This is a genomic window from Pseudomonas macauensis (genome assembly GCF_047902425.1).
Lineage (GTDB): Bacteria > Pseudomonadota > Gammaproteobacteria > Pseudomonadales > Pseudomonadaceae > Pseudomonas.
Window position 1 is genome coordinate 3018553 of the sequence record NZ_CP138377.1, and the last position, 12502, is coordinate 3031054.

The window sequence follows — 12502 nt, forward strand, 5'->3', positions numbered from 1 at the left end:
AACGCAATGAACAAGAAACTCGACGGCAAAGTCGCCCTGATCACCGGCTCCGGCCGCGGCATCGGCCGTGAAGTCGCGCTGCAGCTGGCCGCGCTGGGTGCGCGGGTGGTCATCAATGACCTGGACCAGGAGCCGGCGGAACAAACCGTCGCCGATATCCGCGCCGCCGGTGGCGATGCGATCGCCTGCATCGGCAGCGTCACCGCAACCGATTTCGCCGATCGTTTCCTGAAAACCGCCATGGATAACTTCGGCAGCGTCGACATCATCGTCAACAACGCCGGTTTCACCTGGGACAACGTGATCCAGAAGATGTCCGACGAGCAGTGGGGCGCCATCATCGACTGCCACCTGACCGCACCGTTCCGCATCCTGCGCGCTGCCCAGCCGATCCTCAGCGAGCTGGCCAAGAAAGACGCCGCCGAGGGCCGCGAGGTCCTGCGCAAGGTGGTCAACATCTCCTCCGGCGCCGCCGGGGGCAACGCCGGGCAGGCCAACTACTCCTCGGCCAAGGCCGGCATCCTCGGCATGACCAAGGCGCTGGCCAAGGAGTGGGGCCGCTACAAGGTCAACGTCAACGCGGTGGCCTTCGGGGTGATCGATACCCGCCTGACCCAGGCGCTGGCCGGCGAAGACAGCAAGACCGTCAACATCGAGGGTCGCGAGATCCGGGTCGGCGTGCAGAAGGCCCGTCTCGACGCGCTCAGCACCACCATTCCCCTCGGCCGTCCGGGCAAGGCGGAAGAGGCTGCCGGTGCCGTGGTGCTGTTCTGCCTGCCGGAATCCAACTACTGCTCCGGCCAGACCATCTACTGCGGCGGCGGCCCCGGCGGCAACTTCTAAGCCCCTCCGTCAAGCGCCCTGCGGTACCTCCTCGGTATCGCACGGCTGCACGTCCGATACCCGATGCAAGCGTCTCCTGAGGAATGCCCCATGAGTGCCTACAAATCCCCCTGGATCACTGAAGACCTGAACATCTTCCAGGAATCCGTGCGGCGCTTCGTCGCCGAAGAACAGGTGCCCCACGAAGAGCGTTGGGCCAAGCAGCAGCACGTCGACCGTGAAACCTGGCGGCGCGCCGGCCAGTGCGGAATGCTGCTGTTGAGCATTCCCGAGGAGTACGGCGGCATGGGCGGCAACTTCGCCCACGACGCGATCCTGACCCTGGAGCAAAGCCGCCAGGTGACCGCCAGCCTGGGCACCAACGTGCACAGCGGCATCGTTGCCCACTACATCCTGCGCTATGCCAGCGAGGCGCAGAAGCTCAAGTGGCTGCCGAAGATGGCCAGCGGCGAGCTGGTCGGCGCCATCGCCATGTCCGAGCCGGGTGCCGGTTCCGACCTCAAGAGCATCAAGTGCCGCGCCGTGAAGGATGGCAGCGACTACGTCATCAACGGTTCGAAGACCTTCATCACCAACGGCTACCACGCCGACCTGATCCTGGTGGTGACCAAGACCGACCCGGAGAAGGGCGCCAAGGGCACCTCGATCATCGTGGTCGAGACCCAGGACCTGCCCGGATTCCGTCGTGGCCGGATCCTCGAGAAGATCGGCCAGAAGGCCCAGGACACCGCCGAGCTGTTCTTCGACGACGTGCGCGTACCGCAGGAAAACCTGCTGGGCCCGGAGGAGGGCAAGGGCTTCATCCAGCTCATGCAGCAGCTGCCGCAGGAGCGCATGATCATCGCCCTCGGCGCGCTGGGCAGCATGGAGCGCGCGCTGAACGACACCGTCGAGTACGTGCGCAACCGCAAGGTATTCGGCCAGTCGCTGCTGGATATGCAGAACACCCGCTTCAAGCTCGCCGAGATGCGGACCACCTACACCATCGCCCGTACCTTCATCGACGACTGCATGGTCAAGGTGCTCAACGGCGAACTGGATGCCGAAACGGCGGCCATGGCCAAGTGGTGGGCCACCCAGCGCAATTGCGAAATCATCGACGAGTGCCTGCAGCTGCACGGTGGCTACGGCTACATGATCGAGTACCCGATCGCGCGTCAGTTCGTGAACTCGCGGGTGAGCAAGATCTTCGGCGGTTCCAACGAAATCATGAAGGAAATCATCGCCCGCACGCTGTAAGCGATCCGCCCGCCGCGGTCCCTCGGGGACTGCCGGCGCGCTCGACCACCGACCCACCGCCCCCTGGAAACGGAATGAGACCTGCCATGAATGCGTCGACCATCGACCTGTCCATCGACAACGGCCTGGCCACTCTGGTCATGGCCCGTCCCGAGCGCAAGAACGCCCTGATCCCGCAGATGTTTGCCGAGCTGCTCGACGCACTGACGGATCTGCGACGCAATCCTGAAGTGCGAGCGGTATTGCTCACTGGCGCTGGAAACGATTTCTGCTCCGGTGGCGACATCGGCAACATGCAGGGCGATTACATCGAGGCCGCGAATGTCCGGCGCCGCATGGAGGAAAACAATCGCCTCCTGATGGCCATGGTCGACTTTGACAAGCCGATCATCGCTGCGGTTGACGGTGCTGCCTACGGTGCAGGTTTCAGCATCGCGCTCGCGGCGGATTTTCTGATTGCCTCTGAGCGGGCGCGTTTCTGCATGTCCTTTGCCCGCCTTGGCCTGGGGCCGGATCTGGGGGCGTCCTATACGCTGCCGCGTATCGTCGGACTGCAGAAAGCCAGGGAAATCATCTTCTCCGCCCGCGAAGTTTCCGCGCAGGAAGCCCAGCAGTTGGGCATCGCCCTTGAAGTCCATCCGGCAGACAGCTTCCGCGCTCGCGCCCAAGAGCTGGCCCGAGCCATGGCCAACCTGTCGCCCACTGCCTTCAGCATGACCAAGCGTCTTCTTGGCGTCTCACTGGAGAGCGACCTGCTCACGATGCTCGATGCCGAAGCCAGTAACCAGGCGGTGAGCATGGCCTCTACCTACCTCAAGGAGGCTGCCGGGCGCTTTGCTCGCAAGGAGGCGCCGCTCTATCAGTGGCCCGCCGCCAAGCGCGATAACGCCTGAGCGGTGAAACCAGACACAACAACAATGAGGGGTTTGCAATGAGCGCGTATGACCACCCGAACGGCACGGAGATCCGTGCGCTTCTCGACAGGCAGCGCAGCGCCTTTCTCGCGGCCGGCCCGTCTTCGGCCGAGCAGCGTATCGAACTGATCGACCGCGCCATCGGCCTGCTGGTCGATCACCAGGAAGAGATCGTCGAGTCCGTGGCCGCCGATTTTGGCCATCGAAGCAAGGACTTCAGCCGCGTGACCGAGGTCCTGTCGCCGCTGATGACCTTGAAGCAGACGAAGGCCCAATTGGCCGAGTGGATGAAGCCGGAGCAACGTCACAGTGATCGTGGCGACGCCTGGGTGCAGTACCAGCCCCTGGGTGTGGTGGGTATCGTCAGTCCGTGGAACTTCCCGGTAAACCTGGCCTTCGGCGGCCTGGCCGGCGCCCTGGCGGCGGGCAACCGGGTGATGATCAAGCCCTCCGAGTTCACGCCCCGGACCTCGGCGCTGATGGCTCGGATGATTCGCTCGGTGTATGCCGAGGACGAGGTCGCGGTGGTCACTGGCGGAGCGGATGTCGGCCAGGCGTTCTGCACCCAGCCATTCGACCATCTGCTGTTTACCGGCGCCACCAGCATCGGCAGGCAAGTGATGCGCGCCGCCGCCGAGAACCTGGTACCGGTGACCCTGGAGCTGGGCGGCAAGTCGCCCACCATCATTTCCCGTTCGGCCGACTTCAAGGCCGCGGTGACCAAGGTCATCACCGGCAAGATGCACAACGCCGGGCAGATCTGCCTGGCCCCGGACTACGTCTTCGTTCCCGAGGAATCGCTGGAAGAGTTCATCGCCATCGCCAAGGCGGTACTGGCCGGTTACTTCCCGACACTCAAGGACAATCCGGATTACACCTCGGTGATCAATGCACGGCATTTCGAGCGCCTGCTGGGGTACTTGAGCGAGGCTCGGGAGGCCGGTGTCGAACTGGTCGAGCTGAATCCCGCTGGCGAAGACTTCAGCGACCAGGCCCATCACAAGATCGCGCCGACCCTGCTGATCGATCCGGCGGACGGGTTACGCGTCATGCAGGACGAAATCTTCGGTCCTCTGCTGCCGGTCAAGCCGTACAAGGAGATCGCCGACGTGGTCGCCTATGTCAACGCACATCCGCGTCCGCTCGGCCTGTATTACTTCGGTAGCGACGCGGCGGAGGAGGAGTACGTGCTCACCCGCACCACCTCGGGCGGCGTCACCCTCAACGACGTGCTCAAGCATGTCGCTGTCGAAAGCCTGCCATTCGGCGGCGTGGGGCCCAGCGGCATGGGCGCCTACCACGGCCGCGATGGCTTCCGCACCTTCAGCCATGCCAAGGCGATCTTCCGCCCGGCCGAGGGCCCGGACCTGATGCGCCCGCCCTACGTCGATCAGTTGAAACAGATCGTCGCTTCGCTCATCACCCGCTGATTCCGGCCCGGCCGCGCCGGACGGGTTCCGTCACGCCGGGCCGATCTCTTTTCGAGGTAGTCATGAAAGCAGCTGTATTGCGTCAACCGGGCACCCCGCTGGTCATCGAGGACGTCGCCATCAGCAAGCCGGGACCGCGCGAGGTGCTGATCCGCACCGTGGCCGTGGGCGTGTGCCATTCCGACCTGCACTTCGTCGATGGCACTTATCCGTTCCCCATGCCGGTGGTCCTCGGTCACGAGGCGGCCGGCATCGTCGAGCAGGTCGGTTCCGAGGTGCGCTCGGTGAAACCGGGCGACCATGTGGTGACCTGCCTGTCGGCCTACTGCGGGCATTGCGAGCATTGCGTGACCGGCCACCTTTCGCTGTGCGTGTCACCCGACACCAAGCGCGGCAAGGACGACGAGCCGCGCCTGAGCGAGATCCAGAGCCTCAAGCCGGTCAACCAGTTCATGAACCTGTCGTCCTTCGCCGAGCAGATGCTGGTGCACGAGAATGCCTGCGTCTCGATCCGCAAGGACATGCCCTTGGACCGCGCGGCGCTGCTCGGCTGCGCGGTGATCACTGGCACGGGGGCGGTGTTCAACACCGCCAAGGTGCGCCCTGGCGAAACCGTGGCGGTGATTGGCTGCGGCGGCATCGGCCTGTCGGCGATCAATGGCGCCGTGCTGGCCGGGGCGGGGCGGATCATCGCCATCGACCGGCTCGACTCAAAGCTGGAGCTGGCCCGTCGTTTCGGCGCCACCGACGTGATCAACGCGAGCGAGGGCGACGTGGTCAAGCAGGTGCTCGAGCTGACCCGTGGTGGCGTGCACCATGCCTTCGAGTGCATCGGCCTCAAGCAGACCTTCGAGCAGGCCTTCGGCATGCTCGTCCGCGGCGGCAGCGCAACGGTGATCGGCATGATCAAACCGGGGCAGAAGATCGAGCTGCACGGCTTCGACATCCTCGGCGAGCGCCGCATCCAGGGCTCCTTCATGGGCTCCAATCGCTTCCCGGTGGACATGCCGCGGCTGGTCGACTTCTACATGCAGGGCCGCCTCAAGCTCGACGAGATGATTTCCCAGCGCCTGAAGCTGGAGCATATCAACGAAGCCTTCGATGAGCTGCGCCGTGGCGAACTGGCGCGCTCGGTCATCGTTTTCGACCAGTGATACGCGGAGAACTCTCATGAAGACACGCATTACCGAACTGCTCGGCATCCGCTATCCGATCATCCAGGGCGGCATGATGTGGGTTGGCCGTGCCGAGATGGCCGCCGCCGTCTCCAACGCCGGCGGCCTGGGCATCCTCACCGCGCTGACCCAGCCGACCCCGGAGGCGCTGGCCGCCGAGATCGAGCGTTGCCGCACGCTGACCGACCAGCCGTTCGGGGTCAACCTGACCCTGTTGCCGTCGATCAACCCGCCGCCCTACGAGCAATACCTGGACGTCATCATCGCCAGCGGTGTGAAGGTGCTGGAGACCGCCGGCAACAACCCCGGCGAGTACATCGCAAAGGCCAAGGCCGCCGGCATAACGGTGATCCACAAGTGCGTGGCCGTGCGCCATGCGCTGAAGGCGCAGAGCCTGGGGGTGGACGCGGTGTCCATCGACGGCTTCGAATGCGCCGGCCACCCCGGCGAGGACGACGTACCCGGCCTGGTGCTGATCCCGCTGGCCGCGCGCCGCCTGCAGGTGCCAGTGATCGCGTCGGGCGGCATCGCCGACGGCGACGGCATGGCCGCCGCCCTGACACTGGGGGCGGAAGGGGTGAACATGGGCACACGCTTCTGCGCCACCCGCGAGGCGCCGATCCACGAGAACATCAAGCGTGCCCTGGTCGGCGCTACCGAGCGCGATACCCGGCTGATCTTCCGCACCCTGCACAACACTGCACGGGTGCTGCGCAACCCGATCTCCGAGGAAGTGGTGAGCATCGAGCAGCGCGGCAACGCGAAATTCGAGGATATCCGCCACCTGGTGGCCGGCGCCCGTGGTCGTGCCGCTCTGGAGAGTGGGGCGTCCGACGACGGCATCGTCACCGCCGGCCAGTGCGTCGGCCTGATCGACGACATCCCGACCTGCGCCGAACTGCTCGAACGCATGGTCCACGACTGCCGCGCCGCTCTCGAACGTGCGCGGGCACTGGCTTGCTGAGGCCGCCATGGACTTCGAACTGACGATGGAGCTGAAACTGCTGCAGGACAGTCTGCAGCGATTCCTCGACGAGCATTACGGCTTTGCCCAGCGCATGGAAGCGGTGAACTCCGCTGACGGTTGGCGGCCGCAATGCTGGGAAGCCCTGGCGGAGGACCTGGGTGTCCTGGGGGCATCCTTCGCCGAGGAACATGGCGGGCTCGGTGGCGGCCTGCTGGAGAACCTGCTGGTCATGCAGTCCTTCGGCGGCGCGCTGGTGGTCGAGCCGTACCTGTCCACCGTGGTGATTGGTGGCGGCCTGCTCCAGCGGGTGGGTGGGGCACAGGCGCAGCGACTGATCCCGCAGATCATCGCCGGTGACCTGCGTATCGCCCTTGCGCAGCGGGAAGAGCAGGGGCGCGACTGCCTGCACGATGTTGCCTGTCGCGCGCAGCGGGAGGCCGAGGGCTACCGTCTCAACGGCAAGAAGTGCCTGGTGCTGGGCGCACCCTGGGCCAGCCATCTGCTGGTCAGCGCGCGCACCGCGGGCACCTCGCGCGAGCGCGACGGCATCAGCCTGTTCCTCGTCGAGAACGATGCCAAGGGGCTGCGGCGCCTGGACTATCCGACAGTGGATGGCAGCCGCGCCGCCGATATTCATTTCGACAACCTGTGGGTGCCGCAAAGCGCCTTGCTGGGGCCGGAAGGTCAGGGCTTTGCCCTGTTGCAGGGCGTGCTCGACGAGGCCCGGCTGGCGCATTGCGCCGAGGCGGTCGGCTGCATGCAGCGGATGCTCGCCGACACCCTGGCCTATGCCCGCGAGCGGCGGCAGTTCGGCGTGCCCATCGGCAGCTTCCAGGTGCTCCAGCACCGCATGGTGGAGATGCATATCCAGATCGAGCAGACGCTGTCGCTGACCTATCTGGCGGCCATGCGCGCCCTGGCATCACCCGCCGATCTCGCGCTCGCTGCCTGCGCGGCAACGGCGCAGGCCATCAAGGCCCTGCGCTTCGTCGGCCAGGCCGCGGTGCAGATCCACGGCGGCATGGGCATTACCGAGGAGCTGGCGTTGGGGCACTACTTCAAGCGGGCCACGGTGATGGAGCAGCAGTTCGGCTCCCTCGACCACCACGTGCGCCGGTACGCCAGCCTGGCGCTAACGCGGAGGGCACAGGCATGAATCTGCAATTCGGCATCGAAGAACAACGTTTCCGCGAAGAAGTGCGAGCCTGGATCTACGAGGCCTTCGACGACGAGCTGCGCGCGCTGATGCGACGCTCGAAGAACGGCTTCCTCGACAAGCTTGGCCAGCAGTGCTGGCAGAAGAAACTCCACGCTCGCGGCTGGGCCGCGCCAGACTGGCCCGCCGAGCATGGCGGCCCGGGCTGGACGCCGACGCAGCGCTACCTGTTCCAGTGTGAAATCGCCGCTGCCGGCTGCCCGCCGATTTCGCCGATGGGCATCAAGATGGTGGCGCCGGTGATCATGCGTTTCGGCAGCGAAGCGCAGAAGGCGCGCTTCCTGCCGCCGACGCTGTCGTCCGATATCTTCTGGTGCCAGGGCTACTCCGAGCCAGGAGCGGGCTCCGATCTTTCGGCCCTGAAGATGCGCGCGGAGCGCGACGGCGACGACTACCTGCTCAATGGCTCGAAGATCTGGACCACCCACGCGCAGTGGGCGGACTGGATGTTCTGCCTGGTTCGCACCAGCCGGGAGGCGAAGCAGCAGGCCGGCATCTCGTTCCTGCTGGTGGACATGAAGAGCCCCGGCATCCGCGTGAGTCCGCTGCCTTTGCTGGATGGCCCCTACCCGGGGGAGCAGGAGGTCAACGAGGTGTTCTTCGACAATGTGCGGGTACCGCTGGCCAACCGCATCGGCGAGGAAGGTCAAGGCTGGACCTGCGCCAAGTACCTGCTCGAATTCGAACGCGGCAACAGCTACGGACCAGCACTGCGCTACCAGCTGGGGCAGGTACTGCAGCTGGCCGAACGCCTGCCCGGCGACGACGGCCGGCCGATGGCCGAGGACCTCGATTTCCAGCGGCGCTATTGCGAACTGGCGATTCGCGTCGAGGCCGTGGAGGCGACCGAACTGCGACTTTTTTCCGGGCAGCGCTCCGGCAGTTCGGTGGGTGCCGCCTCCAGCATGGTCAAGCTGGTCGGCACCGAAACCAAGCAGGCCATCAGCGAGCTGGCGATCGAGGTGGCCGGACCACGGGGCTGGCCCTTCGTTCGTGACACCTGGGCCGAGAACCGTGGTCGCGACGTGGAGGCCAATCCCGGTTCGCCCGAGCTGGCGGCGTTGCTGCCGCGCTACTTCAACTACCGCAAGACATCCGTCTACGGCGGCACCAGCGAGATCCAGCGCAACATCATCGCCAAGCAGATACTCGGACTCTGAGCATTGCCATGAATCTTCCCGTGAATTCGCAAGACCCTGTCGAGCCCGGCTGCGAGCCGGAGCTGCCGCCTGGCTTCCAGCCGATGGCCCGTCCCGGCTTCGTCAACAACTGCGGTGGCATGTACGTGAACCTGGAACGCCGGATGGTCGCCGCGCGCATCCTGCCGGAACATCTCAACCCGCTGGGCATCGCCCATGGCGGCTTTCTCGCCACCCTGGCCGACACCGGCTTTGGCACCGCGATCAAGCTGACCGCAGGTTCCGAGCTGCCGCCGGCCACCATCAACCTCGACATGGACTACCTGAGCCCGGCGCTGCCCGGGCGCTGGATCGAGGTCCAGGTGCAGATCCACAAGCTTGGCCGCAGCATCAGCGTGGCCAGTTGCAGCCTGCTCGACGGCGACACCCTGGTGGCGCGGGGCAAGGGCACCTTCATCAACAACACGCGCAGCCTGCACGGCCGGACGCAGTGACCCAGGAGCCAGACATGGCCGAGACTTCCCAAGCCACCGCGCCCGTTGGGCCGGAGGCGCAGTACCAGCGGTTCCTCCAGCAGGGCCGCTTCATGCTGCAGCGCAGCGTCTCCAGTGGCCGCTACGTGTTCTACCCGCGGGTGGCCATCCCCGGCACCGGCGAGACCGACCTGGAATGGGTCGAAGCCGCCGGCACCGGACGCATCTACGCCATCACCGTGAACCGCTCGCGCAACGCCAGCCACAACGTGGCATTGATCGACCTGGACGAGGGCGTACGCATGATGTCGCGCATCGAAGGCCGCGAAACCGCGCCCATCGGCAGCCGCGTGAAGGCCCGGGTGATCGAGGAAGACGGGCAGGCGCTCGTGGTGTTCGACGTGATCGATGAGGTGCAGGCATGAATTCGTCCCTCCGCGGCAAGACCGCCATCGTCGGTATCGGCAGCGCCGGCATCGGCGAGGCCCACGGCTTCAGCGCCATGGAACTGCTCGGCGAGGCCTCGCTGAAGGCCATCGCCGATGCCGGGCTGAAACTCTCCGACGTCGACGCGGTATTCGCCGCCACCAGTTCCCATGCCTTCCCGACGCTGTCGGTGTGCGAATACCTCGGCATCAAACCCAAATTCGTCGATGGCACCAATGTCGGCGGCTCCAGCTTCGAATGGCACTTGCTGCAGGCGACCCTGGCGCTGCAGGCCGGGCTGTGCGACGTGGCGCTGATCTGCTACGGCTCCAACCAGCGCACCGCCGGCGGCAAGCTGGTGTCGATGAGCGAACCGCAGTGGCACGAGACGGCGTACAAGCCACGCCATCCGATCACTTCCTATGCGCTGGCGGCCAGCCGGCACATGCACCAGTACGGCACCACCCGCGAGCAACTGGCGGAAGTGGCGCTGGCCGCGCGGGGCTGGGCCAACCTCAATCCCGAGGCCTTTGCTCGCGGTCCGCTGACGATGGACGACGTACTCGCGGCGCGGATGGTCAGCGATCCGTTGAGCGCCGCCGACTGCTGCCTGGTCACCGACGGCGCCGGCGCCTGCATCATGGTCCGCGCCGATCGCGCCCGAGATTTGCCGAACAAGCCGGCGTACTTCCTCGGCGCTGCCGGTGCGCAATGGCACCGCTCGGTGGTGTGCATGCCCGACCTGACCGTCACCGCCGCCTCGGAAAGCGGTCCGCGTGCCATGCAGATGGCCGGCGTGAGCCACGCCGATGTGGACCTGGTGATGCTCTATGACGCCTTCACCATCAACACCATCCTGTTCCTCGAAGACCTCGGTTTCTGCGCCAAGGGGGAGGGCGGCCACTTCGTCCAGGGTGGGCGTATCGCTCCCGGCGGCGAGCTGGCGGTGAATACCAACGGTGGCGGCCTGTCCTGCGTGCATCCGGGGATGTACGGGATGTTCCTGATCCTCGAAGCGGTAACGCAGATTCGTGGCCAGGCAGGCGCGCGACAGCTGAAGAAGGCCGATATCGCCCTGCTGCATGGCAATGGCGGCACGCTGTCGAGCCAGGTCACGGCCTTCCTGGGGAGTGAAGCGGTGCTTTGAGACGTCGGGCGTATAACGTTCGACGTTATACGCCGTTTGGCCTTGGCCTCAGGGCGTTCCGGGATCGGCTACGAAGCGCCCTGCAATCCTGGTGAATCGGCGTACAACCGCGAACGGTTGTACGCCCTACGTGATATTCCGCGTGCCTGGATAGCCCGCTCGGCCCTGTGCCGCGCGGGCTTTCTGCTTTTTCGGCAGCCGAAAGATCCACCCCGAAATTGGTCCGAACGAACTACAGCCAGCCCCGCGCCGCATCCCGATACTCGACGGCAGAACCCAACCCGTCGCGCCTGCGCGGCCGACAAGAACAACAGGTCTGAGGAACACCTCGATGGACATCCACTACACGCCCGAAGAGCTGGCCTTCCGCGAGGAAGTGCGGGCCTTCCTGCGCGACAAGCTGCCGGCCGAGTTGGCCGCCAAGGTCAAGCTCGGCAAGCGCCTGAGCAAGGAAGACAACGTCTTCTGGATGCGCACCCTGAACGATCGCGGCTGGCACGCCTCCCTCTGGCCCGTGGAGTACGGCGGTACCGGCTGGAGCGTGGTGCAGAAGTACATCTTCGAGGAAGAATGCGCGATTGCCGGCGCGCCCCGTGTGCTGCCGTTCGGCGCAGTGATGGTCGGCCCGGTGATCATCAACTTCGGTACCGAGGAGCAGAAGGCCCATTACCTGCCGCGCATCCTCGACATGACCGATTGGTGGGCGCAGGGCTACTCCGAGCCGGGCTCCGGCTCCGACCTCGCCAGCCTGAAGACCCGCGCCGTGCGCGAGGGCGATCACTACATCGTCAACGGCCAGAAGACCTGGACCACCATGGGCCAGCATGCCGACTGGATTTTCTGCCTGGTGCGCACCGACCCGCAGGCCAAGGCCCAACGTGGCATCAGCTTCCTGCTGATCGACATGAAATCCCCAGGCATCACCGTGCGCCCGATCATCACCCTGGATGGCGAGCATGAGGTCAACGAAGTCTTCTTCGACAACGTAAAGGTGCCGGTGGCCAACCTGGTCGGCCAGGAGAACGACGGCTGGACCTGCGCCAAGTACCTGCTCACCCACGAGCGCACCGGCCTTGCCGGCATCGGCTTCTCCAAGCAGTTGCTGCGCCAGCTCAAGGCCATCGCCGCCCGTGAGCGGAAGGGGGGCAGGGCGCTGATCGACGATCCGCTGTTCCGTGCCCAGATCGCCGAGCTGGAGATGCAACTGATGGCCGCCGAGATGAGCAACCTGCGCATCCTTGCCGCTGCCCGTGAAGGCGGCGGCAGCGGCGCCGAAAGCTCGATCCTCAAGGTGCGCGGCACCGAGATCCGCCAGGCCATCACCCACCTGCTGCGCAAGGCCGTCGGCCCCTACGCACTACCGTTCCTCGAAGAGGAAATGGAAGCCTGCTCGGGCGACCTGCTGCACACCGACTACAGCGCCACCGCTGCCAGCCAGTATTTCATCATGCGCAAGCTCTCGATCTACGGCGGCTCCAACGAAATCCAGAAGAACATCGTTTCCAAAGTGAACCTCGGACTCTGAGAGGCAGC

General features: G+C 65.5%; 12 protein-coding genes. All 12 read left to right on the forward strand.

Annotation, left to right across the window (positions count from 1 at the left end; genetic code table 11):
* The first annotated feature begins 6 nt into the window (after window positions 1-6).
* The 12 genes from SD196_RS14000 (at window position 7) to SD196_RS14055 (ending at window position 12494) form a co-directional block, all read left to right on the forward strand.
* Entirely contained in the window at window positions 7-843 is an 837-nt protein-coding gene (locus SD196_RS14000; RefSeq protein WP_275611856.1) for an SDR family NAD(P)-dependent oxidoreductase, read from the forward strand.
* Window positions 844-933: 90 nt separating this feature from the next.
* Window positions 934-2082, forward strand: coding sequence for an acyl-CoA dehydrogenase family protein (locus SD196_RS14005; protein ID WP_416311697.1), 1149 nt, complete (start codon window positions 934-936; stop codon window positions 2080-2082).
* 86 nt (window positions 2083-2168) lie between these two features.
* Window positions 2169-2975, forward strand: coding sequence for an enoyl-CoA hydratase/isomerase family protein (locus SD196_RS14010; RefSeq protein ID WP_416311698.1), 807 nt, complete (start codon window positions 2169-2171; stop codon window positions 2973-2975).
* Window positions 2976-3013: 38 nt separating this feature from the next.
* Complete coding sequence (locus SD196_RS14015; RefSeq protein WP_416311699.1) at window positions 3014-4426, forward strand: coniferyl aldehyde dehydrogenase; 1413 nt, start codon at window positions 3014-3016, stop codon at window positions 4424-4426.
* 62 nt (window positions 4427-4488) lie between these two features.
* Complete coding sequence (locus tag SD196_RS14020; RefSeq protein WP_275611852.1) at window positions 4489-5580, forward strand: Zn-dependent alcohol dehydrogenase; 1092 nt, start codon at window positions 4489-4491, stop codon at window positions 5578-5580.
* A 16-nt stretch (window positions 5581-5596) separates the two neighbouring features.
* Window positions 5597-6565 (forward strand): NAD(P)H-dependent flavin oxidoreductase, encoded by a 969-nt coding sequence (locus tag SD196_RS14025; RefSeq protein ID WP_416311700.1) that lies wholly within the window; start codon window positions 5597-5599, stop codon window positions 6563-6565.
* A 7-nt stretch (window positions 6566-6572) separates the two neighbouring features.
* Window positions 6573-7724 (forward strand): acyl-CoA dehydrogenase family protein, encoded by a 1152-nt coding sequence (locus SD196_RS14030; RefSeq protein ID WP_416311701.1) that lies wholly within the window; start codon window positions 6573-6575, stop codon window positions 7722-7724.
* Window positions 7721-8944, forward strand: coding sequence for an acyl-CoA dehydrogenase family protein (locus SD196_RS14035; RefSeq protein WP_416311702.1), 1224 nt, complete (start codon window positions 7721-7723; stop codon window positions 8942-8944). Before SD196_RS14030 ends, SD196_RS14035 begins: the two co-directional genes overlap by 4 nt.
* A gap of 20 nt (window positions 8945-8964) precedes the next feature.
* Complete coding sequence (locus tag SD196_RS14040; protein WP_275611848.1) at window positions 8965-9417, forward strand: PaaI family thioesterase; 453 nt, start codon at window positions 8965-8967, stop codon at window positions 9415-9417.
* Between the two features lie 14 nt (window positions 9418-9431).
* The gene (locus SD196_RS14045; protein WP_275611847.1) at window positions 9432-9821 is read left to right on the forward strand and encodes a Zn-ribbon domain-containing OB-fold protein; all 390 of its coding nucleotides are present in this window, start codon (window positions 9432-9434) and stop codon (window positions 9819-9821) included.
* Window positions 9818-10969, forward strand: coding sequence for a thiolase (locus tag SD196_RS14050; protein ID WP_416311703.1), 1152 nt, complete (start codon window positions 9818-9820; stop codon window positions 10967-10969). Before SD196_RS14045 ends, SD196_RS14050 begins: the two co-directional genes overlap by 4 nt.
* A 331-nt stretch (window positions 10970-11300) precedes the next feature.
* A complete protein-coding gene (locus tag SD196_RS14055; RefSeq protein WP_275611845.1) occupies window positions 11301-12494 on the forward strand; it encodes an acyl-CoA dehydrogenase family protein in 1194 nt (397 codons plus the stop codon).
* Window positions 12495-12502: the final 8 nt, after the last annotated feature.

What these genes read in the sequence shown, in the direction of transcription:
- SD196_RS14000 (WP_275611856.1), top strand. Translation starts at nt 7, where the DNA reads ATGAACAAGAAACTCGACGGCAAAGTCGCCCTGATCACCGGCTCCGGC.
- SD196_RS14005 (WP_416311697.1), top strand. Translation starts at nt 934, where the DNA reads ATGAGTGCCTACAAATCCCCCTGGATCACTGAAGACCTGAACATCTTC.
- SD196_RS14010 (WP_416311698.1), top strand. Translation starts at nt 2,169, where the DNA reads ATGAATGCGTCGACCATCGACCTGTCCATCGACAACGGCCTGGCCACT.
- SD196_RS14015 (WP_416311699.1), top strand. Translation starts at nt 3,014, where the DNA reads ATGAGCGCGTATGACCACCCGAACGGCACGGAGATCCGTGCGCTTCTC.
- SD196_RS14020 (WP_275611852.1), top strand. Translation starts at nt 4,489, where the DNA reads ATGAAAGCAGCTGTATTGCGTCAACCGGGCACCCCGCTGGTCATCGAG.
- SD196_RS14025 (WP_416311700.1), top strand. Translation starts at nt 5,597, where the DNA reads ATGAAGACACGCATTACCGAACTGCTCGGCATCCGCTATCCGATCATC.
- SD196_RS14030 (WP_416311701.1), top strand. Translation starts at nt 6,573, where the DNA reads ATGGACTTCGAACTGACGATGGAGCTGAAACTGCTGCAGGACAGTCTG.
- SD196_RS14035 (WP_416311702.1), top strand. Translation starts at nt 7,721, where the DNA reads ATGAATCTGCAATTCGGCATCGAAGAACAACGTTTCCGCGAAGAAGTG.
- SD196_RS14045 (WP_275611847.1), top strand. Translation starts at nt 9,432, where the DNA reads ATGGCCGAGACTTCCCAAGCCACCGCGCCCGTTGGGCCGGAGGCGCAG.
- SD196_RS14050 (WP_416311703.1), top strand. Translation starts at nt 9,818, where the DNA reads ATGAATTCGTCCCTCCGCGGCAAGACCGCCATCGTCGGTATCGGCAGC.
- SD196_RS14055 (WP_275611845.1), top strand. Translation starts at nt 11,301, where the DNA reads ATGGACATCCACTACACGCCCGAAGAGCTGGCCTTCCGCGAGGAAGTG.